The 26582-nt window shown below is 67.0% G+C and carries 29 protein-coding genes and 1 tRNA gene; 3 read left to right on the top strand and 27 right to left on the bottom strand.

The genetic code is table 11. The annotated features are described in order from the left end of the window. Positions 1 to 29: 29 nt before the first annotated feature. From ABN401_RS11090 to ABN401_RS10975, 24 genes are all read right to left on the bottom strand, one after another. Complete coding sequence (locus ABN401_RS11090) at positions 30 to 1718, bottom strand: ribonuclease J (RefSeq protein WP_349684906.1); 1689 nt, start codon at positions 1716 to 1718, stop codon at positions 30 to 32. Further along, entirely contained in the window at positions 1715 to 2494 is a 780-nt protein-coding gene (locus ABN401_RS11085; protein ID WP_349684905.1) for a type III pantothenate kinase, read from the bottom strand. The genes ABN401_RS11090 and ABN401_RS11085 overlap by 4 nt, the downstream gene beginning before the upstream one ends. Before the next feature lie 24 nt (positions 2495 to 2518). Continuing rightward, complete coding sequence (locus ABN401_RS11080) at positions 2519 to 2890, bottom strand: type II toxin-antitoxin system VapC family toxin (protein ID WP_349684904.1); 372 nt, start codon at positions 2888 to 2890, stop codon at positions 2519 to 2521. After that, positions 2890 to 3102 (bottom strand): AbrB/MazE/SpoVT family DNA-binding domain-containing protein, encoded by a 213-nt coding sequence (locus ABN401_RS11075; protein ID WP_349684903.1) that lies wholly within the window; start codon positions 3100 to 3102, stop codon positions 2890 to 2892. The genes ABN401_RS11080 and ABN401_RS11075 overlap by 1 nt, the downstream gene beginning before the upstream one ends. A 67-nt stretch (positions 3103 to 3169) precedes the next feature. Beyond that, positions 3170 to 3916, bottom strand: coding sequence for a biotin--[acetyl-CoA-carboxylase] ligase (locus ABN401_RS11070; RefSeq protein WP_349684902.1), 747 nt, complete (start codon positions 3914 to 3916; stop codon positions 3170 to 3172). A 4-nt stretch (positions 3917 to 3920) separates the two neighbouring features. After that, positions 3921 to 5369 carry an NADH-quinone oxidoreductase subunit NuoN gene (gene nuoN, locus ABN401_RS11065; protein WP_349684901.1) on the bottom strand — a complete coding sequence of 483 codons (1449 nt, stop codon included), beginning with the start codon at positions 5367 to 5369 and terminating at the stop codon, positions 3921 to 3923. A gap of 7 nt (positions 5370 to 5376) precedes the next feature. Beyond that, entirely contained in the window at positions 5377 to 6861 is a 1485-nt protein-coding gene (locus ABN401_RS11060) for an NADH-quinone oxidoreductase subunit M (protein ID WP_349684900.1), read from the bottom strand. Between the two features lies 1 nt (position 6862). Continuing rightward, a complete protein-coding gene (gene nuoL / locus ABN401_RS11055; protein WP_349684899.1) occupies positions 6863 to 8950 on the bottom strand; it encodes an NADH-quinone oxidoreductase subunit L in 2088 nt (695 codons plus the stop codon). 172 nt (positions 8951 to 9122) lie between these two features. Beyond that, positions 9123 to 9431 (bottom strand): NADH-quinone oxidoreductase subunit NuoK, encoded by a 309-nt coding sequence (gene nuoK / locus ABN401_RS11050; protein WP_349684898.1) that lies wholly within the window; start codon positions 9429 to 9431, stop codon positions 9123 to 9125. Beyond that, the gene (locus ABN401_RS11045; protein ID WP_349684897.1) at positions 9431 to 10057 is read right to left on the bottom strand and encodes an NADH-quinone oxidoreductase subunit J; all 627 of its coding nucleotides are present in this window, start codon (positions 10055 to 10057) and stop codon (positions 9431 to 9433) included. The genes nuoK and ABN401_RS11045 overlap by 1 nt, the downstream gene beginning before the upstream one ends. 115 nt (positions 10058 to 10172) lie before the next feature. Next, positions 10173 to 10664 (bottom strand): NADH-quinone oxidoreductase subunit NuoI, encoded by a 492-nt coding sequence (gene nuoI, locus ABN401_RS11040; protein WP_349684896.1) that lies wholly within the window; start codon positions 10662 to 10664, stop codon positions 10173 to 10175. Then, entirely contained in the window at positions 10664 to 10876 is a 213-nt protein-coding gene (locus ABN401_RS11035; RefSeq protein WP_349684895.1) for a hypothetical protein, read from the bottom strand. Before ABN401_RS11035 ends, nuoI begins: the two co-directional genes overlap by 1 nt. Beyond that, entirely contained in the window at positions 10876 to 11943 is a 1068-nt protein-coding gene (gene nuoH, locus ABN401_RS11030; protein WP_349684894.1) for an NADH-quinone oxidoreductase subunit NuoH, read from the bottom strand. Before nuoH ends, ABN401_RS11035 begins: the two co-directional genes overlap by 1 nt. Before the next feature lie 157 nt (positions 11944 to 12100). Further along, positions 12101 to 14146: an NADH-quinone oxidoreductase subunit NuoG gene (gene nuoG, locus ABN401_RS11025; RefSeq protein ID WP_349684893.1), complete on the bottom strand. Its 2046-nt coding sequence runs from the start codon at positions 14144 to 14146 to the stop codon at positions 12101 to 12103. After that, positions 14146 to 14613 (bottom strand): hypothetical protein, encoded by a 468-nt coding sequence (locus tag ABN401_RS11020; protein WP_349684892.1) that lies wholly within the window; start codon positions 14611 to 14613, stop codon positions 14146 to 14148. Before ABN401_RS11020 ends, nuoG begins: the two co-directional genes overlap by 1 nt. A gap of 167 nt (positions 14614 to 14780) precedes the next feature. After that, positions 14781 to 16094: an NADH-quinone oxidoreductase subunit NuoF gene (nuoF, locus tag ABN401_RS11015; protein ID WP_349684891.1), complete on the bottom strand. Its 1314-nt coding sequence runs from the start codon at positions 16092 to 16094 to the stop codon at positions 14781 to 14783. Positions 16095 to 16224: 130 nt separating this feature from the next. Then, the gene (locus ABN401_RS11010; protein ID WP_349684890.1) at positions 16225 to 16488 is read right to left on the bottom strand and encodes a hypothetical protein; all 264 of its coding nucleotides are present in this window, start codon (positions 16486 to 16488) and stop codon (positions 16225 to 16227) included. After that, a complete protein-coding gene (locus ABN401_RS11005; RefSeq protein WP_349684889.1) occupies positions 16485 to 16763 on the bottom strand; it encodes a hypothetical protein in 279 nt (92 codons plus the stop codon). The genes ABN401_RS11010 and ABN401_RS11005 overlap by 4 nt, the downstream gene beginning before the upstream one ends. Then, positions 16760 to 17422, bottom strand: coding sequence for an NADH-quinone oxidoreductase subunit NuoE (gene nuoE / locus ABN401_RS11000; RefSeq protein WP_349684888.1), 663 nt, complete (start codon positions 17420 to 17422; stop codon positions 16760 to 16762). The genes ABN401_RS11005 and nuoE overlap by 4 nt, the downstream gene beginning before the upstream one ends. Beyond that, entirely contained in the window at positions 17419 to 17817 is a 399-nt protein-coding gene (locus ABN401_RS10995; RefSeq protein WP_349684887.1) for a hypothetical protein, read from the bottom strand. Before ABN401_RS10995 ends, nuoE begins: the two co-directional genes overlap by 4 nt. Position 17818: 1 nt before the next feature. Beyond that, the gene (locus ABN401_RS10990) at positions 17819 to 18997 is read right to left on the bottom strand and encodes an NADH-quinone oxidoreductase subunit D (protein ID WP_349684934.1); all 1179 of its coding nucleotides are present in this window, start codon (positions 18995 to 18997) and stop codon (positions 17819 to 17821) included. 122 nt (positions 18998 to 19119) lie between these two features. Beyond that, positions 19120 to 19776, bottom strand: coding sequence for an NADH-quinone oxidoreductase subunit C (locus ABN401_RS10985; protein WP_349684886.1), 657 nt, complete (start codon positions 19774 to 19776; stop codon positions 19120 to 19122). Then, complete coding sequence (locus ABN401_RS10980) at positions 19773 to 20405, bottom strand: NuoB/complex I 20 kDa subunit family protein (protein WP_349684885.1); 633 nt, start codon at positions 20403 to 20405, stop codon at positions 19773 to 19775. The genes ABN401_RS10985 and ABN401_RS10980 overlap by 4 nt, the downstream gene beginning before the upstream one ends. Continuing rightward, the gene (locus ABN401_RS10975; RefSeq protein WP_349684884.1) at positions 20375 to 20752 is read right to left on the bottom strand and encodes an NADH-quinone oxidoreductase subunit A; all 378 of its coding nucleotides are present in this window, start codon (positions 20750 to 20752) and stop codon (positions 20375 to 20377) included. The genes ABN401_RS10980 and ABN401_RS10975 overlap by 31 nt, the downstream gene beginning before the upstream one ends. A 197-nt stretch (positions 20753 to 20949) precedes the next feature. Between ABN401_RS10975 and ABN401_RS10970 the strand changes: the two genes are divergently transcribed. The 3 genes from ABN401_RS10970 (at position 20950) to ABN401_RS10960 (ending at position 24170) form a co-directional block, all read left to right on the top strand. Further along, positions 20950 to 22542, top strand: coding sequence for an AbgT family transporter (locus ABN401_RS10970; protein WP_349684883.1), 1593 nt, complete (start codon positions 20950 to 20952; stop codon positions 22540 to 22542). 91 nt (positions 22543 to 22633) lie between these two features. Next, positions 22634 to 22710 (top strand) — tRNA-Asp (locus tag ABN401_RS10965). A 143-nt stretch (positions 22711 to 22853) separates the two neighbouring features. Then, complete coding sequence (locus ABN401_RS10960; RefSeq protein WP_349684882.1) at positions 22854 to 24170, top strand: Coenzyme F420 hydrogenase/dehydrogenase, beta subunit C-terminal domain; 1317 nt, start codon at positions 22854 to 22856, stop codon at positions 24168 to 24170. Here ABN401_RS10960 and ABN401_RS10955 read toward each other — a convergent pair. The 3 genes from ABN401_RS10955 to ABN401_RS10945 form a co-directional block, all read right to left on the bottom strand. After that, on the bottom strand, positions 24118 to 25368 hold the full coding sequence (locus ABN401_RS10955) for a glycosyltransferase (RefSeq protein WP_349684881.1): 1251 nt from the start codon (positions 25366 to 25368) through the stop codon (positions 24118 to 24120). The two genes, ABN401_RS10960 and ABN401_RS10955, sit on opposite strands and share 53 nt — an antisense overlap. A gap of 112 nt (positions 25369 to 25480) precedes the next feature. After that, positions 25481 to 25639, bottom strand: a complete 159-nt coding sequence (locus tag ABN401_RS10950) for a type II toxin-antitoxin system antitoxin (protein WP_349684880.1) — start codon at positions 25637 to 25639, stop codon at positions 25481 to 25483. A gap of 33 nt (positions 25640 to 25672) precedes the next feature. Beyond that, positions 25673 to 26569 carry an SPFH domain-containing protein gene (locus ABN401_RS10945; protein WP_349684879.1) on the bottom strand — a complete coding sequence of 299 codons (897 nt, stop codon included), beginning with the start codon at positions 26567 to 26569 and terminating at the stop codon, positions 25673 to 25675. Positions 26570 to 26582: the final 13 nt, after the last annotated feature.

The following is a 26582-nucleotide window of genomic DNA, read 5'->3' as shown; positions in this document are numbered from 1 at the left end:
CCTGTCGCGGCAAGCGAGCCCGGCGACCGCTACAGCCTCAGGATCACCGTCTCGACGATCGGACGACGGTCCCAGATCTGCTGCGACGCCTTCTTCAGCACCCGCGCCACGGCCTGTTCGACCACCATGTCGTCGTCGCGCGCCTCGCCCTTCAGGCTGGTGACGGCCTGTTCGACGCGTTCGGCCAGGTCGTCGAGCGCATTGCCCAGTGGCGTGACCTCGTCGCCGGGCAGGCCGATGCCGCGCACGTCGATGTCCGAAACGATCTTGCCGCGTTTGTCCATGGCGAAGCTGACCACCAGCACACCGTTGGTCGAGGCGTGGCGACGCTCGCGCAGGGCCTCGCCCTTCTCGGTCACAACCATGCCGCCGTCGACGTAGAGCCGGCCGTTCGGCACCTCGTCGATGATGGCCGCCTTGCCGGGGGCCAGCCGCACCAGGTCGCCGTTCCGGGGCGTCACCGTCTCCGGCACGCCCAGGTCGCGGGCCAGCGCGGCGTGCTCCATCAGATGGCGCCGCATGCCGTGGGTCGGGACCGAGATGCGCGGCCGGGCCCAGGCGTACATCTGACGCATCTCGTCGCGGCACGGGTGGCCGGAGACGTGGATGCCCGGGTGATCCTTCTCGGTGTAGAGGCGCACGCCCCGGTCGGCGAGGCGGTCCTGCAGGTCGGCGATGGCCAGTTCATTGCCCGGGATGACCCGCGACGAGAACAGGCAGTGGTCGCCCAGCCCCAGCTTGATGAAGGGGTGCGACCCATCCGCGACGCGCGACAGGGCAGCCCGGTCCTCGCCCTGGCTGCCGGTGCACAGATACAGGATCTCGTCGGCGGGCCAGTGGCGAGCTTCGTCTTCCGACAGGATGGCCCTGGACTCGTTGAACAGGCCGACGTGTTTCGCCGCCGCCGTGATCCGGTGCATCGAGCGGCCGGCCAGGGCCACGCGACGCCCGGCCTTGTCCGCCGCCTTGATGACGCTGACCATGCGGGCGACGTTGGAGGCAAAACAGCCGACGGCGATCTTGCCGGTCTTCAGCGAACCGATCAGCTCGATCAGCCCCGCCTGGGCCTCGGTCTCGGACCCCGCCTCGCCCTCGACGAAGACGTTGGTCGAATCGCAGACCATGGCCAGCAGGCCCTCGTCGCCCATCTTCTGGATGGCGGCCACGTCGGTCGGCTTGCCGATGACGGGGGCCGGATCCAGCTTCCAGTCGCCGGTGTGGAAGACCGTGCCCAGCGGCGTCGTGATCTTCAGGCCGTTCGGCTCCGCGATCGAATGGGTCATGGTGATGAAGTCGACCGAGAACGGCCCCAGATCGACGTGGCCGCCGATGGGCACCTCGATGATCTTCACCTCACGCAGACCCCGGTCGCGCAGTTTCTCGCGGATCAGGAAAGCGGTGAAGGGGGTGGCGTACAGAGGGGCCTTCAGCCGTTCCCACAGCCACGGCAGGGCACCGATATGGTCCTCATGCGCGTGGGTCAGCAGGATGCCGCGGATGGTCTCGCCCTCGAGGAAGGCGGGGTCCGGCACGATGATGTCGACGCCGGGCGTCGTGGAATCACCGAAGGTCACGCCGACATCGACGAGGATCCACTGGCGGTCCTCTTCGGAGCCGTAGCCATAGCAGTTGAGGTTCATTCCGACCTCGCCCGAGCCGCCCAGCGGCAGGAAGACGAGCTCGTCGCCAGAGTTTGGCTTTGCTTTGATTTTGGTCATGCGTCCGTCAGATGGGTATTGCGGTGCCATATTTCGAGCAGGCCGCGGATGGTCAGGTCCGGGTCGAACCGGTCGATGCTGTCTGTGGCCCCTTCGAACAGGCTGGCCACGCCGCCCGTGCCGACGACCGTCATGGGCTTGGCCCACTCGTCCTTGATGCGTGCCACCATGCCTTCGATCAGGCCGACATAGCCCCAGAAGACACCCGACTGCATATTGGACACGGTGTCCTTGCCGATCACGCGGTCGGGCCGCTGGATAGCGATGCGGGGCAGCATGGCCGCCGCCTCGTGCAGAGCCTGGAGCGACAGGTTGATGCCGGGCGCGATCGCCCCGCCCTCGAAGGCACCGTCGGCGGCGATGATGTCGAAGGTGGTGGCCGTGCCCGAGTCGATCACGATCAGGTCGCCGGGATAGACCAGATGCGCTCCGATCGCGTTGACCAGTCGGTCGGCCCCCGCCTCGCTCGGCTTGTTGATCCGCACCGTAATGCCCAGCTCGACATTGTCGCCGATGACCAGGGGCTCGACCGACAGATAGCGCCGCGCCAGGTTCCTCAGGTTGAAGATCGACTGGGGCACGACGCTGGAGATGATGCAGCCGGTCAGGCTGGTCAGGGCGATGGCGCGCATGGCCAGGAGTTGCGTCAGCCAAACCGCGTACTCATCCGCCGTGCGGCTGGCCTCGGTCGCCGTGCGCCACTGTGCGATCCAGCTCTCGCCGTCATGTACGGCGAACAGCGTGTTGGTATTGCCCTGTTCGATGGCGAGAAGCATGCGGCGGCGGGTCCGTGAAACAGGTCAGGTCTTCTCGACCAGGATGACGCCCGGCAGGTCGCGGAAATGGGCGTCGCAGGTCAAAAGCTCAGCACCGTGTTCCTGCGCGGTGGCATAGATGACCGCGTCCGCCGTGGCCAGCTTGTGCTTGACGCAAATCTCTGCGGCGATCAGCGCGATCCGCATTGTCATAGGCGCGACCACACAAATGCGGCTGAGAGCGATTGTCGGCTCCAGCAGCTCCGACCGGTTCCGCATAAGCCACTTCGTCAGCTCGAGCTGGACCATGGTGGGAGCCAGCCACTCTTCGACTGTCGGCATGGCCGGTCGCACTCGTGCCCCCGTCGGAGTGCCGAGCAGAAACTCGATCCAGGCGGAAGTGTCGACAAGCCGCATCAGTAGCGGTCGTTACGATCTCGATAGCCGCTTGGATCGGCGCCCTTGGCCATGCCGAAGAGGTCCTCCAGTTCCGGCACCGGCACCAGGACGACGCTCTTGCCCTTCGGGATGAAGGCAAACCTCTGCCCCGCCTTCCAGCCCAGTTCTTCGCGGACTTCCTTGGGAACGGAAATCTGGAACTTGGACGACAGCGTCGTAGTGTTGGACATCGCCTTACCCGGTTCGATCGATCGGCAGTTCGTAAGATGCGCTTCGCCGCTCTTAAGCGCAAGGCGGTCAGGCCGCCTCTCCGAAGAACACATCGCCGGCGGAGATCAGCCTCAGCGATCCGTCGGCCGTGCGAAGCCGCAGCGCCCCGTCCGGCGCGACGCCCTCGGCCACGCCGCTGACCGTCTCATGGCCCAGGCGCGCCACGCAGGGGCCGTCCAGGCCCCGGGTCCGCGCCGTCCAGACGTCGAGCACCGGCTGGAACCCCAGGGTCTCCCACCGTGCCTGCCAAGCGGCGAAGGCTTCGGCCAGCACACCGGCGGCGGCCTCGACCGACGGCGGATAAGCGACGTCCGACCGCAGATGCGCCTTCAGGCAGGTCGCGGGGCGTTCGGTCCCGTCCGGGGCGTGGGCCAGGTTGACGCCGATTCCGACCGCCAGCCACAGGCCACCGGCCGGGTGGCCCCCGGACTCGACCAGGATGCCCGCGGCCTTGTCGCCCGCCAGCAGGACGTCGTTGGGCCATTTGATGCTGACCGAGCCCGGCGCGGCGAAGGCTTCCAGCAGGTCGGCGACGGCCAGAGCCGCCACGAAGGTCACCTGCGCCGCCTCGGCCGGGGATTTCTGGGTCAGCAGGGTCAGGGTGGCGAACAGATTGCCCGTGTCGCTGTCCCACGCCCGGCCCCGGCGCCCGCGTCCGGCGGTCTGGCGGCGCGCCACGATCCAGCGGCTGGCGGGGTCGCCGGCCTCGGCGCGACGGCGCGCCTCGGCGTTGGTGGAATCGATGTCGTCGAGCAGGTCGATGGGCGGGATCACCGCCCTACCCTGCTCCGAAGCCCGAGGCGGCAATCCGGGTCGCGGGCTCCAGCCACGTCAGGCCGACGATGACCAGCGGGAAGGCGAAGGCCGCGCAGGCCCAGCCGATCCACTGGCTTTCGACCGGGGCCATGTCTGTCTTGGCCACGCCTTCGGGGGCCGCGTCGAACCACATCAGCTTGATGATGCGCAGATAGTAGAAGGCCGCCACGACCGAGGCCACCAGGCCCGCCGCCGCCACCATCCAGTAGCCGGCCGAGGCCGCCGCCCCGAAAACATAGTACTTGCCCCAGAAACCCGACAGCGGCGGCATCCCCAGTACCGATAGCGACAGCACAGTGATGGCGATGGCCGTCACCGGCCGATCGGTCTTCAGCCCCGCCAGATCGGCGATGGAGCGGATCGGACGTCCGTTCCGGCTGAGCGACAGCAGGATGGCGAAGAAGCCCATGGTGTCGATCATATAGAGGGTCATGAACACGATCATGGCCTGCAGGCCCGCCTCGGTCCCCGCCGCGATGCCCAGGATGGCATATCCGATGTTGGCGATCGACGAATAGGCCAGCAGCCGCTGGATGTCCTTCTGCGCCAGACCGCCCCAGGCCCCGACGACGAAGCTGGCCAGGGAAATCAGGATCAGCACCTGGGCCCACTGGTTGTGGGCCTCCAGAAAGCCTTCCGACAGGGCGCGGGCGAACAGCACCATGGCCGCCATCTTGGGCGCTGTCGTGAAGAAGGCCACGACCGGCGTCGGCGCGCCCTCATAGACGTCGGGCGTCCACATGTGGAACGGCGCGGCCGAGACCTTGAACGCCAGGCCGCAGATCAGGAACACCAGACCGAAGATCAGGCCCGGCCCCGGATTGGCGGTGGCATAGGCCGCGATCTCGTCGAACCGCATGGAGCCGGTGAAGCCGTAGATCAGGCTGGCCCCATAGAGCAGCAGGCCCGACGACAGGGCCCCCAGCACGAAATACTTCAGCCCGGCCTCGGAGGCCTTGAGGTCGTCGCGGTGATAGGCGGCCAGCACATAGAGCGCCAGCGAGTGCAGCTCGACCCCGACATACAGGCTGATCAGGTCGCCGGACGACACCATCATCCCCATGCCGACGGCGGCCAGCACGATCAGGACGGGATATTCGAACCGCGCGATCCGCTCGCGCTGCATCCAGCCGCCGCCCAGCACGACGGCCACGGCCGAGGCGATGTAGATCGCGACCTTGCCGTAGATCGCCAGGGGGTCGGCGACATAGGCCCCGTTGAAGGCGACGCCCAGCGGGCCGGTCGCGGCCACCGCCGCGGCGGCGATCAGCAGGGCGACGGACAGGATCGACACCAGGCGCGCCGACTTCTCGCCGAGGAAGGCGCCGATCATCAGAAGAACCAGCCCGCCGAGCGCCAGCACGCTTTCCGACGCCGCGATGTTCAGGTCCTTGAGCAGGTCAGGGGTCATCAGTCTCTCACCCGCCGGTCGCGAGGCGCCAGCCGCCGACGACGGCGTCGACGGAGGCGGCGGTGTAGTCGAGCACCAGGCCGGGCTGCACGCCCAGCCAGATGGTGCCGACGATCAGGGGAACGAAGATCGCCAACTCGCGCAGGTCGATGTCCTTGATGGTCGCCAGCGCCGGATTGGTGATCTCGCCGAACATGACGTTGCGATACAGCGTCAGGGCATAGACCGCCGACAGGATCACGCCGGTCGCGGCCACGAACGCCGCCCAGGTCGAGGCCTGATAGACGCCGGTCATGGTCAGGATCTCGCCGATGAAACCGCTGGTGCCCGGCAGGCCGACGTTGGCCATGGTGAACATCAGGAAGATCGCCGCATACCAGGGCATGCGGCTGGTCAGGCCGCCGTAGAAGGCGATCTCGCGGGTGTGCATCCGGTCATACACCACGCCGACGCACAGGAAGAGCGCGCCCGAGATCAGGCCGTGGCTCAGCATCTGGAAGATCGCGCCCTGCATCCCCTGCGCGTTGCCGGCGAAGATGCCCATGGTCACGAAGCCCATGTGCGCCACCGACGAATAGGCGATCAGCTTCTTGATGTCGGTCTGACGGAAGGCGACCAGCGAAGTATAGGCGATGGCGATCACCGACAGGGTGAAGACCAGCGGCCGGTACAGCACCGACGCATCCGGGAACATCGGCACATTGAACAGGATGAAGCCGTAGCCGCCGAGCTTCAGCAGGATGCCGGCCAGGATGACCGACCCCGCCGTCGGGGCCTGGACGTGGGCGTCCGGCAGCCAGGTGTGGACCGGCCACATCGGCATCTTCACCGCGAAGGAGGCGAAGAAGGCCAGCCACAGGATCGACTGGGCCCACGGCCCGAAGGCGTAGTCCTTGAGCTCGGGGATCGAGGTCGTGCCCACCTCATTGGCCATCCACAGCATGGCCAGCAGCATCAGGACCGACCCCAGCAGGGTGTAGAGGAAGAACTTGTAGGCCGCGTAGATCCGGTTCGCCCCGCCCCACACCCCGATGATGATGAACATCGGCACCAGGGTGCCCTCGAAGAAGATGTAGAACAGGAACAGATCCAGCGCCGTGAAAACGCCGATCACCAGCGTCTCCAGCACCAGGAAGGCGATCATGTAGTCGACGACGCGGGTCTCGATGGACTTCCAGCTGGCCGCGATGCAGATCGGCAACAGGAAGGCGGTCAGCAGGACGAACAGGATCGACACCCCGTCGACGCCGAGGTGGTATTCCGCCCCGGCGAACCAGACATAGCGTTCAACGAACTGATAGGCGGCGCTGGACGGATCGAACTGCGCCACCAGCACGCACGACACGGCCAGCGTGACCAGCGTCGTCGCCAGCGCGATCCAGCGCGCGAGGCCGTCGGCGTTCTTGGACGCGAAACGGCCGATCAGGATCAGCAGCGCCCCGACCAGCGGCAGGAAGGTGACGACGCTCAGGATATTGGGGATCGCGCCCATTCTATGCGCCCCAGGCGTAGATGGCGAAGGCGAGCAGGCCGGCCACGCCGAGCAGCATCACGAACGCATAGTGATAGACATAGCCGGACTGGACCTTGGCCAGCCGCGCGGCGGATTTCAGCGAGGCCCAGGCGGCCCCGTTGGGACCCAACCCATCGATGATCCGAACGTCGCCGACCTTCCAGAACAGGTCGCCCAGCGCCCGCGCGCCCTTGACGAACAGGACGTCGTAGATCTCGTCGAAATACCATTTGTTGGACAGGAAGCTGTTGATCGGCCCGCCCCGCTCGGCCATGCGCCGGGCCAGACCCTCGCGCAGGACGTAGAAATAGACGGCGGCGAAGGTGCCGATCGCCGACACGACCAGCGGCGCCCACAGGACCCAGGTCGGGACCTCATGGCTGTCGTGAATGACGTGGTTCTCGGGTCCGGTGAAGATCGCGCCGCGCCAGAACTCGTGCTCGTGATGGCCGACGAAGAACTCGTAGAAGGCGAAGCCCGAAGCGATCGCTCCGACGGACAGCAAGAGCAGCGGCACCAGCATTACCCACGGGCTCTCGTGCGGCTTCAACGGACCGTGGTGACCGTGGCCGTGATCGTCATGCGCATGGCCACGATCGTCCGGCAGCGGCTCGGCGTGGGTCTCGATCTGGGCGTGCGGAGCCGCGTGATCGTCATGGGCGTGATCGTGCTTCCACGCCGGCTTGTTGTGGAAGGTCATGAAGATAAGACGCCACGAATAGTAGGCCGTCAGCCCCGCCGCGAACAGGCCGATGAAGAAGACGAACAGGCCCACGGGGCTGTAGTCCGCTGCCGCGAACGCGCTCTCCAGGATCGAGTCCTTGGAGTAGAAGCCCGCGAAGCCGAACTTGAACTCGTGGCCGGGGATGCCGATGCCGGTGATGGCGATGGTGCCGATCATCATCACCGCATAGGTCACGGGCAGCAGCTTCCACAGCCCGCCCATCTTCCGCATGTCCTGCTCGTGGTGCATGCCGTGGATCACCGAGCCGGCGCCCAGGAACAGCAGGGCCTTGAAGAAGGCGTGGGTGAAGAGGTGGAACATGGCCGCCTGATAGGCCCCGACGCCCGCCGCGAAGAACATGTAGCCCAGCTGCGAACAGGTCGAATAGGCGATGACCCGCTTGATGTCGTTCTGGGCCAGGCCGACCGTCGCCGCGAACAGAGCCGTGATCCCGCCGGTGATGGCGATCAGCAGGGCCGCCGTCGGCGCGTATTCGTAGATGGGGCTCAGCAGGCAGACCATATAGACGCCCGCCGTCACCATGGTGGCCGCGTGGATCAGGGCCGAGACCGGCGTCGGGCCCTCCATCGCGTCGGGCAGCCAGGTGTGCAGGAAGAACTGCGCCGACTTGCCCATGGCGCCGATGAACAGCAGCACCCCCGCCAGATCCAGCGCCGACCAGGTCTGACCGAGGAATTCCCAGCCCTCGCCTTGCCGCGACGCGATCATCGGGAACAGTTCGGCGAACTGGATTGTGCCGAACATCCAGAAGACGGTGATGATGCCCAGCGCGAAGCCGAAGTCGCCGACCCGGTTGACCACGAAGGCCTTGATGGCGGCGGCGCTGGCGGTCGGTTTCTTGAACCAGAATCCGATCAGCAGATAGGACGCCAGCCCCACCCCTTCCCAGCCGAAGAAGAGCTGCATGAAGTCGGCCGCCGTGACCAGCGCCAGCATGGCGAAGGTGAACAGCGACAGATAGGCGAAGAACCTCGGACGGCTGTCGTCCTCGGCCATATAGCCCCAGGAATACAGGTGGACGAGCGACGACACCGTCGTGACCACCACCAGCATGACGGCGCTTAGCGCATCGATACGGATGGCCCAGTTCGACTGGAAATCACCCACGTTGATGAAGGGCGCGAGCGTGACCGTGAACGGCTCCAGATGGCCCCAGGTCCACTGGCCGAACACCGTCCAGGCGACGGCGCACGAGAAGAACAACAGGCCGGTCGTGACCGCCTGCGAAGGGATGTCGCCGATGCGGCGGCCGAAGAAGCCGGCCACGGCCGCGCCGAGCAGAGGGGCGAAGACGCCCAGGGTGACGAGCAGTTGGAGGCTCACGCGGCCAGCCCTTGAATTTCGTTTCCGATCATCCCCGCGAAAGCGGGGACCCAGTGCTTAAGCGAGGCACCGGCGGACGGGATTGCGGTCGGGGCGCTCTCGGTACATGCCGAGTGGCCAAAGGACTGGGTCCCCGCTTTCGCGGGGATGAGCGGAGGGGTGGGCATGATCGTCACCCCTTCATCACGCTGGCGTCGTCAACCGCGATGTCGCCGCGGTTGCGGAAGAAGGTCACCAGGATGGCCAGGCCCACGGCGGCCTCGGCGGCCGCGACCGTCAGGACGAACATCGCCATGATCTGCCCCTGGACGTCGTTCAGATAGGTCGAGAAGGCCACGAAGTTGATGTTCACCGCGAGCAGGATCAGCTCGACCGACATCAGGATGATGATGACGTTCTTGCGGTTCACGAAGATGCCGAACACCCCGATGGTGAACAGCATGGCGGCGACCGCCAGATAGTGCTGCAGCCCGACCTCCATCAGCGCAGCTCCTCGCCGGTGACGCCGACGCCGGTCGTCACGCCTTTGATCTCGACCGAGGTCCGGCGGTCGCGGTTGGTCTGGGCGCCCGGGTCCTGGCGGCGCACCGATTCCTTCCTGCGCAGCGTCAGGACGATGGCCCCGATCATGGCGATCAGCAGCACGATCCCGGCCGCCTGGAAGACATAGACATAGTCGGTATAGAGCACCCGACCGATGGCCTCGACGTTGGTCGTGTCCGCCGTGGCCAGCGCAGGTGCCACGGCATCCGCGGCCGCGCCGCCCTGGGCGACCACGATCGAGATCATGACCATCTCGGCCAGCAGCACGCCCGCCACGATGGCCGCCAGCGGCAGATAGGCCGCGAATCCTTCACGCAGTCGCACGAAGTCGACGTCCAGCATCATGACGACGAACAGGAACAGCACCGCCACGGCGCCGACGTAGACCACCACCAACAGCATCGCCAGGAACTCGGCCCCCAGCAGCACGAACAGCCCGGCGGAGGAGAAGAAGGCCAGGATCAGCCACAGGACGGAATGCACGGGGTTGCGCGCCGTCACGACCAGCAGGCCCGACAGAACGGCGACCGCCGACATCAGATAGAAGGCTATGCCTTGCAGCATGGGAGGCGCGTGCCCCTTTCCGATTCAGCGCGGCGATTTCGCCGCACCTCTTAGACAGCGACCGCCCCCAACGGAAGCGGCCAATTCACCCGTCGCGCGACGGGTCGAGCCGACATCACCGATAGGGCGCGTCCAGCTCCAGGTTCTTGGCGATGACCCGCTCCCAGCGGTCGCCGTTGTCCAGCAGCCGCGCCTTGTCGTAGAGCAGCTCCTCACGGGTCTCGACGGTGAAATCCATGTTCGGCCCTTCGACGATCGCGTCCACCGGACAGGCCTCCTGGCACAGCCCGCAGTAGATGCATTTGACCATGTCGATGTCGTAGCGGGTCGTGCGGCGGCTGCCGTCCGAGCGAGGCTCGGACTCGATCGTGATGGCCTGGGCCGGGCAGATGGCCTCGCACAGCTTGCAGGCGATGCAGCGCTCCTCACCGTTCGGATAGCGGCGCAGGGCGTGCTCGCCCCGGAAGCGCGGCGACTTGGGATTGCGCTCGAAGGGATAGTTCACGGTCGCCTTGGGCCGCGCCATGTATTTCAGCGACAGGCCGACCGCGCCGATCAGATCGATCAGCATGGCGCCCTTCGCGGCCTGGACGATGCGGGTCAGCATTACGAGGGGTCTCCCGAACGGCGGCAGTCGCGCTCGTAGCGCTCAGAGTCCTTGTTCATCATCTGGCACAGGCGCACGCGCTCGGCCTCGCGGCGCGTAATCTCGGTCTGGCGGCGTTCCCACTGATAGACCGAGGTCGGCAGCGGATCGTAGGGCGCGGGCAGGCAGCCGCTCATGCCCAGGGCCAGCAGGCTGAGGATCAGGACGCGCATCACCCGCCCACCACGAAGACGCGCCAGGCCGCCACGATCACCACGGCCACCAGCGAGGTCGGCAGGAAGATCTTCCAGCCCAGCCGCATCAGCTGGTCGTAGCGATAGCGGGGCACGAAGGCCTTCACGATCGAGATCATGAAGAACCAGAAAACGATCTTGGCTGCGAACACGAGGAACAACAGGAAGTTCACCAGGAACGGTGGCCATTCGGCGGCGAAGTCGATGGGGAAGCCCGGGTTCCAGCCGCCGAAGAACAGCAGGCTGATCATGGCGCACATGAAGACGATGTTCGCGTATTCGCCGATCATGAACAGCAGGTACGGCGTCGAGGAATATTCCACCTGATACCCGGCCACGAGCTCGGACTCAGCCTCGGGCAGGTCGAACGGCGGGCGGTTCGTCTCGGCCAGGGCGGAGACGAAGAACATGATCGACATCGGGAACATCACGATCAGCAGCGGCCAGCTGTCCAGCCCGCCGCCGAAGCCGAACCAGTTCCAGAACCAGCCCTCCTGCGCCGTCACGATAGCCGACAGGTTCATGGTCCCGGCCAGCAGGATGACGTTGATGATGATCAGGCCGATCGAGACCTCGTAGCTGACCATCTGCGCGGCCGACCGCAGCGATCCCAGGAACGGATACTTCGAGTTCGAAGCCCAGCCGCCCATGATGATGCCGTATACGCCCAGCGAGCTGATCGCGAAGATGTAGAGGATGCCGACGTTCAGGTCCGAGATGACCCAGCCCGGCGCGAACGGGATCGCGGCCCAGACGATGAAGGCCAGGACGAAGGTGATCAGGGGCGCGAGGATGAAGACGACCTTGTCCGCGCCCGCCGGGACGACGATCTCCTTCAGGACGAACTTGAAGAAGTCGGCGAAGGACTGAAGCAGGCCGAAGGGGCCGACGACGTTGGGCCCTTTTCGCATCTGCACGCTCGCCCAGATCTTGCGATCCAGCAGCAGCAGGAAGGCGAGCGACAACAGGATCCCGACCGTCACGATCAGGATGCCGACGCTGGTCAGCAGCGTCCAGCCGCCGGGGGTGCTCCACATCTCGGTCATTCTGAAACCCCGCTCATCCCCGCGAAAGCGGGGACCCAGTGCTGTGGGCGATGGCTGACAGAGGTGAAGCGCAGGCCGTCGATCGACGCGCCATGTCTCAGCGAAAGAACTGGGTCCCCGCTTTCGCGGGGATGAGCGGAAAGAGAAAGAAGCATCGTCATTCAGCCGCCATCAGGGCCGGAGCGACGCGCTGGGCGCTCAGTTCGGCCATGGTCGCGCTGGCCCGCGCGATCGGATTGTTCAGATAGGGGTCGACGACGATGGAGCGCAGGGCCACGTCACCCAACTCGCCCTTGGCCCCCAGGCCCGCCACGTCGAACGATCCGGCCGGGGCCAGATAGTCGATGCGGCCGAAGGTCGGATGATCCGCCATCAGCCTGGACCTCAGCTGGTCCAGGGTGTCGTACGGCAGGGTCTGCCCCACCCGCTCGGACAGGGCGCGCAGGATGGCCCAGTCCTCCTTGGCCTCGCCCTTGGGGAAGACAGCGCGTTCGGCCATCTGCACCCGGCCCTCGGTGTTGACGTAGAGACCCGACTTCTCGGTCCAGGCCGCGCCCGGCAGGATGACGTCGGCGCCGTGCGCGCCTCGGTCGCCGTGGCTGCCCAGATAGACCTTGAAGGCCTTCGACGCCCCCGTCTCGATCTCGTCGGCGCCCAGCAGGAACAGCACGTCCAGCGCGCCCTTCTGCACCATTTCGAGCGCCGACAGACCGCCGGCGGCGGGCACGAAGCCCATGTCCAGGCCACCGACGCGCGCGGCGGTGGTGTGCAGCACGTTGAAGCCGTTCCAGCCGTCCTTCACCACGCCGACCTTGGCCGCCAGCTTGCCCAACGCGTTCAACACGGCCGGGCCGTTCGGTCCGGTCAGGGCCCCGGCCCCGACGACGATCGCGGGCCGCTCGGCGTTCGACAGGGCGTCCACCGCCGCCTTGGGCAGCTTGGCCAGGGTCTTGGTGCCCCGCCCGATCAGATCATAGTCATAGGTCAGATCGGCCTGTTCGCCGATCACGCCGACGCGGGTCTTGCCGGCCAGCCAGCTCTTCCTGATGCGCTGGTTCAGCAGCGGTGCCTCGGTGCGCGGATTGACCCCGACCAGCAGGATGGAACCTGCGTTTTCAAGGCCTTGCAGCCCGGTGTTAAACAGCCAGCCTTCGCGGGGACCGACGCCGAGCGCCGTTCCGTCCTGGCGACAGTCGGTGTTGGCCGATCCAAGGGCGCGGAACAGGTCCAGCGCCGCCTTCATGGACTCCGCGTCCTGCAGGTCGCCCGCGATGACACCGATCTTCTCCGGCTTGGCCGCCTTAAGCTTGGCCGCCACCGCGTTCAGGGCCTCGTCCCAGGAGGCGACGCGCAGCTTGCCGTTCTCGCGGACATAGGGCCGGTCCAGACGACGCGCCTGCAAGCCGTCGACCACATAGCGGCTCTTGTCCGACAGCCACTCCTCGTTGATGCCTTCGTGCACGCGCGGCAGGATACGCATCACCTCGGCACCTTTGGCCTGAGCCGAGATGTTCGATCCCAAGGCGTCCATGACGTCGACGGTTTCGGTCCGCTTCAGCTCCCACGGGCGATAGTGGAACTGCCAGGGCCGGTGCGTCAGGGCACCGACCGGGCACAGGTCGTTGACGTTGCCCGACAGCTCCGAGCCGACCGCGCTCTCCAGATAGGTGGTGATCTCGGCGTCCTCGCCGCGCGAGATCATCCCGATGTCCGGCACGCCCGCCACTTCCGACACGAACCGCACGCAGCGGGTGCACTGGATGCACCGCGTCATGAAGGTCTTGATGGTCGGCCCCATGTGCTTTTCTTCGACCGCGCGCTTGTTCTCGGCATAACGGGAACCGTCGCGGCCATAGCCCATGGCCTGATCCTGCAGGTCGCACTCGCCGCCCTGGTCGCAGATCGGGCAGTCCAGCGGGTGGTTGATGAGCAGGAACTCCATCACCCCTTCGCGCGCCTTCTTCACCATCGGCGTGTCGGTGAAGATCTCCTGGTTCTCGGCGGCGGGAAGCGCGCAGCTGGCCTGCGGCTTGGGCGGTCCGGGCTTCACCTCGACCAGGCACATGCGGCAGTTGCCGGCGATCGACAGGCGCTCGTGATAGCAGAAGCGCGGAATCTCATGCCCGGCGCGCTCGGCGACCTGCAGCACGGTCATCCCGGGCTCGAACTCGACTTCGACGCCGTTGACCTTGGCGACGGGCATCAGCTTACCTCTTCCTCAGAACGCACGGCCATCATCGCCTGCTGCGTCGTGCCGTCCGGCAGAGCCTGAACGATCTCGATCTCTTCACCCCGGATGGCGTAGGTCACGACCGGATCGCCCGCCTCGTTCATCCACCGCACCTGGGTCGGGTCGGGCAGTTCCAGCGGCTTCCACACCACCAGGCCGTCGCCGGCCCTGCACTGGGCCTTCATCAGGCCGCCGTCGACCGGCGCGCGCCACTGGGCGTTCAGGGCAGGTCCTTCCGCGCCCGTGATCTCGATGGCATCCAGCGTCTGGCCATGGATGGCCGCCAGCCCGGCGCGGCACACGCGTCGCAGATCGACGGCGGTCAGAACGGCGGGCGTCTCGGCGACCGCGTCGGACACGGGCGCGGCGGCCGCAGCCTTTTCGACCGGCGTCGGGTCTATTTCCGGAGCGGGCGAACAGGCGGCCAGTCCCACCGCCATCAACCCCACCACCGTCATCCTCGGGCTTGACCCGAGGATCGGACGTCGAGCGGCGCGGACGACCGTGCGATGCGCGATCTCGCCCCATCCCGTCGCACGAGCGGCGGAACGTCCGGCCCTCGGATCAAGTCCGAGGGAAGCGGAGGATGTTTGGCGAGCCCGCATCCCTACTCCGCCGCGATCGCATGGCCGGCGAAGTTCGCGCGGCGGCTGCGGTAGGCCGAGATGCGGTCCTCGATCTCGTGGCGGAAATGCCGGATCAGGCCCTGGACCGGCCAGGCGGCGGCGTCGCCCAGAGCGCAGATGGTGTGGCCCTCGACCTGGCCGGCGACGTCCAGCAACAGGTCGATCTCGGACGGATCCGCCTCGCCCACTGCCATCCGCTCCAGCACTCGCCACATCCAGCCGGTGCCCTCCCGGCACGGGGTGCACTGGCCGCAGCTCTCGTGCTTGTAGAAATAGCTGATGCGGGCGATCGCCTTCACCAGGTCGGTGTCGTTGTCCATGACGATGACCGCCGCTGTGCCCAGGCCCGACTTCATGTCCCGCAGGCTGTCGAAGTCCATCAGGGCGACCTCGGACATCTCCCGCGTGATCAGCGGCACCGAGACCCCGCCCGGAATCACGGCCTTCAGATTGCCCCAGCCGCCGCGAACCCCGCCGCAATGCTCTTCCAGCAGCTGGCGCAGCGGAATCGACATGGCCTCTTCGACATTGCACGGCCTGTTCACATGGCCGCTGATGCTCATCAGTTTGGTGCCGGTGTTGTTCGGTCGGCCGAAGCCCGCGAACCAGTCCGCCCCGCGCCGCAGGATGGTGCCCACGACCGCGATCGACTCGACGTTGTTCACCGTGGTCGGGCAGCCATACAGGCCCGCGCCGGCCGGGAACGGGGGCTTCAGGCGCGGCTGGCCCTTCTTGCCCTCCAGGCTTTCCAGCAGAGCCGTCTCTTCGCCGCAGATGTAGGCCCCGGCTCCGTGGTGGATGTAGACGTCGAAGTCCCAGCCGTGGACGTTGTTCTTGCCGATCAGCTTGGCCTCGTACGCCTGCTTGACCGCCGCCTCCATGCGCTCGCGTTCCAGCACATATTCGCCGCGCAGATAGATGTAGCAGGCGTGGGCCTGCATCGCGAAAGAGGCGATCAGGCAGCCCTCGATCAGCAGGTGGGGATCATGGCGCATGATCTCCCGGTCCTTGCAGGTGCCGGGTTCGGACTCGTCGGCGTTGACGACGAGATAGTGCGGCCGGTCCTTCACCTCCTTGGGCATGAAGGACCACTTCAGACCGGTCGAGAATCCCGCCCCGCCGCGTCCGCGGAGCCCGGAGTTCTTCACGTTGGTGATGAGCCAGTCGCGGCCCATGTCCAGCATGTCCCTGGTCGCGTTCCAGCAGCCGCGCTGCTTCGCCCCCTCCAGGCCCCAGTCGTGCAGGCCGTAAAGGTTGGTGAAGATGCGATCCTTGTCCGCCAGCATCCCGACCATCAGCGAGCCCCCTCTGCCACGGCCGCCGCCACCGACGCCCCGGCCACGCGGGCGCGAGACTTCGCTGCGACGATCACCGGTGTCGCGTTCCTCGCGCGGTGGCGGGCGCTGGGATTGGGATGACGGAGGCTCAGGCGCATTCGGGGTACCAGGAGAAGGCGATGGGGGCGGCACGGGTGCCGAAGGCGTGGCCGCGGGTGGTTGCGGCGGCGCCACGCCGCCCAGAGGCAAGGCCCCCGCGCCCATCAGATTGGCCAAAAACAAGCCGGCCGTGCCGCGCCTGCCCGATTTCGACGATGCCACGACGGTCCCCCGAGCGTCTTGAGATCAGCCACTGTGCACCGGTCGTCGGACAGCCGTGCGACGGTTCGCCGGTCAGGAGAAGCGCGGTCATCGCGGGCCTCCGTCCATCTCGGCCATGCGGCGACGGTGATAGCGTGTGCGCAGGAAGATGGCGGCCAGCATCAGGGCCCATCCAGCGGCCAGGGCCGCATACCCGGTCATCTGGACGATCTCGGCCAGGCCACCCGCCCGCGTGCCGCCCCAGACCAGCACGGCGCCGAGCAGCACCAGCCCGAACCCCGCCAGCCGCTGGGTGCGGACCACGGCGCGTATCTCCGCGCGATAGGCGGCGACTCTGTTGTCGGTGTGGGGGTCGGAGGACGTCACGCCGACACAGGCTCCGTGTTCGGCAGCTTCTTGATCGGCTTGGCGGCCGAGCCGTCATACAGCTTGGGATCGGTCAGGGTCAGGGCCCCGCCTTCGGGCGCCGAGTTGATCCGGTCGACGCGCGGCCCGCGCTCGGGCGTCTTGCCGGCAGCGAAGTCGTCGATGATCTGGTTCAGATCGGCGGCCGTCAGGTCCTCGAAATAGTAGTCATTGATCATTGCCATGGGCGCGTTGACGCACGCCCCCAGGCACTCGACCTCTTCCCAGTAGAAGCGGCCGTCGGCGGACAGGGTCTGCTTGGGACCGATCCGGTCCTTGCAGACCTTCATCAGATCATTGGACCCACGCAGCATGCAGGGCGTGGTGCCGCAGACCTGGATCAGGGCGGCCGAGCCCACCGGCTCCAGCATGAACATGGTGTAGAAGGTCGCGACCTCGAGCACCCGGATGTAGGCCATGCCCAGAAGGTCCGCGATCGCGCGAATCGCGGGCTCCGACACCCAGCCTTCCTGCTTCTGGACCAGCCACAGGATCGGGATCACGGCCGACTGACGCCGGTCGGCGGGGTATTTGGCGATCCACCACTCGGCCTTCTTCACCGTCTCCTTCGAGAAGGCGAACGTGGCGGGCTGTTCCTTGGCGAGGCGGCGAACGCTCATGATCTACCCATCCAGCGGTTCAGGCGCGCGCGCCACACGGCCTTGCCGGCCTGGGCGAGATCGCGCGACAGCCAGGACATCGGCGGCAGGAACCGCACGGCCAGCTGGCTGAGGAAGATGAAGCCGCTCATCCATACGATCGAGCGCAGATTGGCTTCGAGAAAGCCCCGCCCCTCGGCCATATATCCGGCCCGGTACGCCCCGCGCACCAAAGTCACTCCGGCAATGCCCGGCGTCGCGATCATCGCGGAGGCCAGCGCGAATTTCGCGCGACCCATCACGGCGCGACGACGTGGCGAGAAGGCATACTGGGTCAGAACAGCCAGCAGCATGAAGCCCGCAAAGGCTATGGCCTGCAGGGTTGTGAAGATGGGATCGACGGCGAAGGCGCTCATCTCAGCGATCCACCTCGCCGAAGACGATGTCGAGCGAGCCCAGGATGGCGGACACGTCGGCCAGCATGTGGCCGCGGTTCATCCAGTCCATGGCCTGGAGGTGGCGGAAGCCGGGGGCCGAGATCTTGACCCGGTACGGCTTGTTGGTGCCGTCCGAGACCAGATAGATGCCGAACTCCCCCTTGGGGGCCTCCACGGCGGCATAGACCTCGCCCGCCGGGGTGTGGAAGCCTTCGGTGTAGAGCTTGAAGTGGTGGATCAGGGCTTCCATCGACCGCTTCATCTCGCCGCGCGTCGGGGGAACGATCTTGTTGTTCTCGACCATCACCGGCTCGCCGGGGCAGTTGCGCAGCTTGTGGATGCACTGCTCCATGATGTGCACCGACTGCTTCATCTCCTCGACGCGCACAAGATAGCGGTCCCAGCAGTCGCCGTTCTTGCCCACGACGACGTCGAAATCGAGTTCGGCGTAGCACTCGTACGGCTGGGACTTGCGCAGGTCCCAGGCGATGTCGGAGCCGCGCAGCATGACGCCCGAGAAGCCCCATTGCAGGGCCTGCTCCTTGGACACCACGCCGATGTCGACGTTGCGCTGCTTGAAGATGCGGTTCTCGGTGACCAGGCTCTCGATGTCCTTGAGCGCGCGCGGGAACTCGGCGCACCAGCGACCGATGTCGTCGATCAGGGCCATGGGCAGGTCCTGATGGACGCCGCCCGGCCGGAAATAGTTGGCGTGCAGACGCGCCCCACAGGCCCGCTCGTAGAAGACCATGAGCTTCTCGCGCTCCTCGAAGCCCCACAGCGGCGGCGTCAAGGCGCCGACGTCCAGGGCCTGGGTCGTCACGTTCAGCATGTGCGACAGGATGCGACCGATCTCGGAATACAGAACCCGGATCAGCTGTGCCCGATAGGGCACCTCGATTCCCAGCAGCCGCTCGATGGCCAGGCAGAAGGCGTGCTCCTGGTTCATCGGCGCGACGTAATCGAGCCGGTCCAGATAGGGCACGTTCTGCAGATAGGTGCGCGCTTCCATCAGCTTTTCGGTGCCGCGATGCAGCAGGCCGATGTGCGGATCGACGCGCTCCACGACCTCGCCGTCCAGCTCCAGCACCAGACGCAGCACGCCGTGCGCGGCCGGATGCTGGGGTCCGAAGTTGATGGTGAACTTGCGGTCGTCCATCTCCCGCGCGTGGGCGGTGCGGTTATCCGGCGCGTCGAAGGCGATCTGGCCCAGGTCGTTCGTGACGACGTCCAGTTCGGCCCGCTCGGGCGTCTTGTTGGCGATGGGCTGTCCGTCGGCCATCAGACTTTGCCTCCCGAAGGCGCGCCCGCCGAACCGATGGCCTTCTCGTCGCCCGGCAGGACGTCGGTCGGATACTCGGCCCCTTCCCAGGGGGACAGGAAGTCGAAGTTGCGGAACTCCTGCGTCAGCTTGACGGGCTCATAGACCACCCGCTTCTGCGCCTCGTCGTAGCGCACCTCGACATAGCCGGTCATGGGGAAGTCCTTCCTGAGCGGATGTCCCTGGAAGCCATAGTCGGTCAGCAGCCGGCGCAGGTCCGGGTGGTCCGAGAACAGGATGCCGTACATGTCGAACGCCTCGCGCTCGAACCAGCCGGCCGACGGATAGACGGTGATCACGCTGGGCACCGGCGCGACCTCGTCGGTCGAGACCTTGACCCGAACCCGCGCGTTCCGTGTCAGGCTGAGCAGGTGATAGACGACCTCGAACCGCTCGGCCCGATCGGGATAATCCGCGCCGCAGACGTCCAGCAGCTGCTGGAAGCCGAAGCGGTCGCGCAGGTCGGTCAGCACGCCGATGATCCGGTCGCGGTGACAGGTCAGGGTCAGCTCGCCAAAGGCGACGGTCGCATCGACCTGCAGCTCGGCCACCATCTCCTGGCCCAGCGGCGTCAGGACGGCGGTGTTGGCCGCGACGGTGGCGAGATGGCCGCTCATCGCTCGATCGTCCCGGTGCGCCGGATCTTCTTCTGCAACTGCAGCAGCCCATACACCAGGGCCTCGGCCGTCGGCGGGCAGCCGGGCACATAGGCGTCGACCGGCACGATCCGGTCGCAGCCGCGCACGACGCTGTAGCTATAGTGATAGTACCCGCCGCCGTTGGCGCAGCTGCCCATCGACAGGACGTAGCGCGGGTCCGGCATCTGGTCGTAGACCTTGCGCAGGGCGGGGGCCATCTTGTTGGTCAGGGTGCCGGCCACGATCATCAGATCCGACTGGCGCGGGCTGGCGCGCGGAGCCATGCCGAAGCGTTCGAGGTCATAACGCGGCATCGACGCCTGGATCATCTCCACGGCGCAGCACGCGAGCCCGAACGTCATCCACATCAGCGAGCCGGTGCGGGCCCAGTTGATGACGTCGTCCAGCGACGCGGTCAGGAAGCCGTGCTCGGCGACCTCGGTGTTGACCGCCTCGAAGAATTTGTCGTGCAGCTTGGGGTCATAGCCCTCGACGGTCGAGCGCGCGCCCCCCCCATAGGGAGTCTGCCCATAGGCGGTGGGCAGCGGCGAGGATGGGCCGGACAGCGGCGGAGAGATCACTGCCATTCCAGCGCGCCCTTCTTCCATTCGTAGATGAAGCCGACGGTCAGCACGCCCAGGAAGACCATCATCGACCAGAAGGCGAAGATCATGTCGGGCCGCGCCAGGTCGAACATCGACACCGCCCACGGGAACAGGAAGGCCACTTCCAGGTCGAAGATGATGAACAGGATCGACACCAGATAGAACCGCACGTCGAACTTCATCCGCGCGTCGTCGAAGGCGTTGAACCCGCACTCATAGGCCGACAGCTTCTCGCTGTCGGGGTTCGATGGGGCCAGCACCCAGGCCGCCACCATGAAGCCGATGCCGAGCACCGTCGCGATCCCGATGAAGATCACGATCGGCAGGTACTGCAGAAGGAATGCGTTCATTCGATTTGGTCCTCGCCGCGGGGGAGGTGGCGGCGGATTCGGCGCTTTCTAGACCCAACCTTCGGCCGGTTCAAACCCATGCGAGGAAAGGATTTTCATTGCGAACCTCTCGCAACAGTACCGCCGTTGTCGGCTGTTCATCTTGGCTGTCACAGGTTAGCCGTTGAAAATCGGCTCAACGATCACACGGACCCCGCATGGCCCTCGGTTCCCGCGTCCTCAACGCTGTCGAAAATGTCGGCAACAAGCTGCCCGACCCCGTCTTCCTGTTCCTGTGGTTCATCCTGGCCCTGATCGTGCTCAGCATGGTCGGCGCGGGCCTGGGCTGGGCGACGGTCAATCCTGTGACGGGCGATGCGCTTCAGGCGCAGAGCCTGCTGTCGACCGAGAACCTGTCCAGGCTCTTCATCGACATGCCCAAGACCCTAGCCGCCTTCCCGCCGCTCGGGATCGTGCTGACCGTGGTCTATGGCGCGGCGGTGGCCGAGCGCGCGGGACTGTTCACCACCGCCTTCCGCGGGATGCTGCTGAACGCCCCCCGCTTCATCCTGACCCCGGCGGTGGCCGTGACCGGCATGGTCTCGCACCACGCCTCGGATGCGTCCTATGTGGTGGTCATCCCGCTGGCGGCGGTGATCTTCGCCGCCGTGGGCCGCCATCCGCTCGCAGGCCTGGCCGCCGGGTTCGCGGCGGTGTCTGGCGGGTTCGCGGGCAATCTGTTTCCCGGCGCGTCCGACGCCCTGATCCTGGGCATCACCGAGCCCGCCGCCCAGCTCATCGACCCGGCCTATAACGTCACCATCGCGGGCAACTGGTTCTTCTCCATCGGCATGGTGATCGTCTTCACCCCGATCATCTGGTTCCTGACCGATGTCGTCATCGAGCCCAGGCTCAAGACCCGCTCGCCGATCATGCCCGAGGGCCCGACCTCCGACGAGAAGGTGCCCCTGACCGCCGCCGAGAAGCGCGGCCTGGCCTTCGCGGGGCTGACGCTGCTGGCCATGGTGGCGCTGTGGGCCACCATCACCTTCCTGCCCGGCTCGCCCTTCGTGGACGCTGAGGCCGAGCCGAACCAGCGGTTCAATCCGCTGTACCAGTCGCTGGTCGCCTTCTTCGCCATCACCTTCTTCCTGGCGGGCGGGGCCTATGGCGTCGGTGCGGGCACGGTCACCAGCCACCGCGACCTGGTGGTCATGATGCGCGACGGCATCGCCCAGATGGCCCCCTATATCGTCCTGGCCTTCTTCGCCGCCCACTTCGTGGCCATGTTCAACTGGTCGGGCCTGGGACCGATCCTGGCGGTCAGCGGGGCGGAATATCTGAAAACGCTCGCCCTGCCCGCCCCCCTGCTGCTGGTGGCGGTCGTGCTGGTGTCGTGTTTCTTCGACCTTTTCATCGGCTCGGCCTCGGCCAAATGGTCGGCGCTTGCTCCCATCGTCGTGCCCATGTTCATGCTGCTGGGAATAAGCCCGGAGATGACCACCGCCGCCTACCGGATGGGGGATTCGGTCACCAACATCGCCACGCCGTTGATGAGCTATTTCCCGCTGATCCTGACCTTTGCCCAACGCTGGGACCCCAAGTTCGGTCTGGGGTCGCTGATGTCGACCATGCTGCCTTACGCGGGGGTCTTCTTGATCGCCGGCCTCGCCATGGTCGGAATGTGGGTGGCGCTGGACCTGCCTCTGGGACCGGGCGTGGGGGTGCACTACGAGCCCCCACCGCCGGCCGCCACAGGCGCGCCACCGACCGCCCTCGGGTCGCCGGCGGTCGCCCCGATCGCACGATAGGGACATATCCACAGTCGCGCCGCTTGACACCTTCCGGCACCCCCGCCTAAACGACGCCCCTCGCCGCGCCGGAGACGACGCAGCGGGAAACGCGGGTGTAGCTCAGTTGGTTAGAGTGCCGGCCTGTCACGCCGGAGGTCGCGGGTTCGAGCCCCGTCACTCGCGCCACTTTCCATGATCTGGAAAGTGGCGCGTCCGCCCCCCTCATTCTTTAGTGCGCTAGCGCTCGCGACGCGGTCGCTCGCTGCTTGAGCGCGGTCCCTCCCCACTCCGTGCACCCCGGCGAAGGCCGGGGTCCAGATCACAGATGCATGCCGGCGCTCTCAGAGACCGTGCGCCTGATCTACCGTGACCTTTGCCTCTGGACCCCGGCCTTCGCCGGGGTGCACGGTGGCGGAATGCTCCGCGCGCCCGTCCCTCGCAATCTCTGCACCGACTGCGGTGTCTCGCGCATGGAGGACCCCAGCCTGTGCGGCCGGGCCTGCCAGTTCATCAAGCCCGACTACCCGGCCATGGAGACGCGCATCCACGGCCGCGCCCGCGCCACCGATGGCGACGAGCTGTTCTTCGGTCCCTTCCGTCGCATGGTCCGCGCGTCCCTGACGCCGCCCGCCGAGGGGGCCCAGTGGACTGGCATCACCACACGGATCGGCGAGCGGCTGCTGGAGACCGGCGCGGTCGAGGCCGTCCTGACCATGGCCCCGGACCCCGACGACCGCTGGAAGCCCATGCCCGTCCTGATCACCCAGGCGTCGGATATGGCCCAGGCACGCGGCATGCGGATGGGCTATGCGCCTCTGCTGGCCCTGCTGGAGACCGCGCGCGAGCGGGGCGTCCGCCGCCTCGCCGTCATCGGCATCCCCTGCCAGGTCTATGCCCTGCGCGCCCTGGAGGCCGAGCTGGGCTTCGAGGCCATCACCGTCATCGGCACGCCCTGCTCGGACAACACCACGACGGAGAACTTCCACGCCTTCCTTGCGCTGTTGTCCGACGCGCCCGAGACCATCACCTATCTGGAGTTTCGCGCCGACTATCACGTCGAGCTGCGCTTCACGGACGGGCGGGTAAAGACGATCCCCTTCCTGTCTTTACCCATCTCCCAGTTGGCCCCGGACTTCTTCTCCCTGACGTGCCGGACCTGCGTCGACTACACCAACGCCCTGTCCGACATCACGGTCGGCTATATGGCCGGTCAGGGCGAGCAGTGGCTGATCGTGCGCAACGAACGCGGCCAGGCCCTGCTGGACCTGCTGGGCGACGAGGTGCGCCTGTCGGAGCCCGAAAGCCACGGCAAGCGCAAGGTCGCGGTCCAGGGCTTCATCGCCAACGTCGAACGCGCGGCCGGCGGCCTGCCGCTACGCCGCATGCCCGACTGGGTCCGCCCGATCGTCAGCTGGCTCCAGCCCCGCACCGGCCCCCGCGGCCTGGAGTTCGCCCGCACCCGGCTGGAGATGAAGGCCGCCGAGACCGTCATCCACCTGCGCCGCGAGGAACCCCGGCGCATGAAGTCGATGATCCCCGATCACGTCTGGCGGCTGGTCGCGCCCTATGGGCTGACGCCCGAGGCCGGCGAGGTCAGTGAACCGCCGGCTGTTCCGCTGGCTGCACGAACTCCGGACGTCCGCTGACCTCGCCATAGGTCATGCACAGGTCCTCGAAGACCCGGTTCCAGGAGAAGGTCTCCACGGTGTGGACCCGCGCGGCGGCCCCCAGGGCCTCGATGTCGCGCGCGAACAGGGCCTCGATGGCCTGGGCATAATCGTCGGGGTCGGCGCTGCGGGCCAGTTGCCCCACGCTGTCGTTGACCGTCTCGGCCACGCCGCCGGCGTTGACGCCGACGACCGGCCGACCACACGCCATGGCCTCCAGCACGATCAGGCCGAAGGGCTCCTTGTCGTTGGCGTGGACGAAGGCGTCGCAGCTGGCGATGATCCGGGCCACCGCGCGCGGGTCGCGCTCGTACGGCAGGGCGATGACGCGGTCCTCGGGCGGCATGCCCGCCCCGGCCCCGACCAGCACCAGATGATAGGGCGCGCCCAGCCGCTGGACCGCCTCGATCAGGACGTCGATGTTCTTCTCGCGCGCCGGACGGCCGGCGAAGCACAGCAAACGCGCGCTGGCGGGCAGGCCCAGCCGCTTCAGCAGCCAGTCGCGGTCGCCCCGGTCGGGCCGGAAGGTGTCGATCTCGACGCCCAGGGGCCGGATGACGATGTCCCTGATGCCCGCCTCCTCCAGCCGCCGGGCGATGAAGCGGCTGGGCGAGATCACGCGGTCGAACTGACCGAACAGGCGGGCCCAGCGCTTCTCGACGGGCTTCTTGGCCCATTCGCCGAAATGCAGGGCCGCCAGGCCCGCCGGGTCCGAGTGGCAGAAACCGACGACCGGGCAGCCGGCCCTCTGTCCGGCCTCCAGCGCGCCCTGCCCCGGCGTATAGGGGTCGCCCGCCTCGATCAGGCTGGGCTTCATCGACGCCACCCAGGCCCCCCAGCGCTTGACCGAGGTCGGCCAGCGGTAGCCGTCGCCGAACGGCAGCTTGGTGGCATGCAACTTGATGATGCCGTCCTTGCCCGCCTGGTGGCGGGTGCCCGGCACGACCAGCGAATGGGCCACGCCCGGCCGGTTCTCTTCAAGCCACGCCTTCTTGGACAGCAGATACCGCTTCACCCCGCCGGACCGCGGCGCATAGAGCATGGTCGTGTCCACCATCCGGGGGCGCGGATCGCTCGTCGAGGCCTTCAGGACCCGGAGCGTTTCGGCGACCTCTTCGTCCAGCCCGGGAATGAGCCTCAGCTCGCCCTCATGGACATCGAGATCCGTCATGCTCATGGGGTCGTGCTCCTGCGATTGCGGCGGCTGAACGCGCGCACGACGTTTTTGGATGCGTGCGGACGATGTGCGCCGGACCATGACGCGCCCCTACGCCCGGGAACCGCCAAGCTCAAGCGCTATCGTCACGCCGATCGTCTTCCGCCGGAACCGCCACCCCGCGCCGGGCCAGCGCCTCCCGAACCAGCATCTCCATCTGGGCGTTGACCGAGCGAAGCTCGGCGGCGGCCAGGCGCTCGACCGCCGCCATCAGCCCGGGCGAGGCTCGCATCAGGAAAGGTTTGCGCGCCCGTGCCATCGCGCGTCAGCCGTACAGCGTCCCGGTGTTGACCACGGGCTGGGCCTCGCGGTCGGCGCACAGCACGACCAGCAGGTTGGACACCATGGCCGCCTTGCGGTCCTCGTCCAGATCGACGACGCGCCGGTCGCTGAGGTCCGCCAGGGCGCTCTCGACCATGCCCACCGCGCCACGCACGATCAGGCGACGCGCCGACAGGATGGCCTCGGCCTGCTGGCGACGCAGCATGGCCCCGGCGATCTCGGGCGCATAGGCCAGGTGCGCCAGCCTCGCCTCGTCCACGGTCACGCCCGCCACCCGCACACGACTGGCCAGTTCGATCTGAAGCTTGTCGGCGACCTCCTCGGCATCGGAGCGCAGCGTCAGTTCGGCGTCGGCCCCCTCCTCCTGCTCGCCGTGGTCGTAGGCGTAGCGGGACGCGATATCGCGCAGACCCGTCTCGATCTGGATGTTCACGAAGGCCTGGTAATCATCAACGTCGAACAGGGCCTGGGCCGAATCCTCGACCCGCCAGACGACGTTCGCCGCGATCTCGACGGGGCTGCCCCGCTTGTCGTTCACCTTCAGCGTGTCCGAGGTGACGTTTCGCGCCCTCAGCGAGATCTTCTTGCGGGTATACCAGGGCAGCACCCAGCGCAGGCCGGTCGCCCGGTCGGTGCCGCGATAGTCGCCGAACAGCAGGATGGCCGCCGCCTCGTTCGGCTGCAGCGAATACAGACCGCACATCAGGAACAGGCCGATGGTCGCCAGCACGATCCCGCCGATCAGATTGAGCAGCGCGTCCGGCCCCTGAGCGATCCACACGGGCCCCAGGATGACGAGACCCAGACCCGCCAGCAGCATGGTGATGCCGTTGGCCGTGCTGGCGGGTCGTTCGGTGGAAATGGTTCTGCGGTCGTTCATCTCAGCCTCCCAA

Source organism: Brevundimonas aurifodinae, assembly GCF_040195595.1.
Lineage (GTDB): Bacteria > Pseudomonadota > Alphaproteobacteria > Caulobacterales > Caulobacteraceae > Brevundimonas > Brevundimonas aurifodinae.
This window is presented reverse-complemented; position numbering and strand designations above follow the sequence as displayed.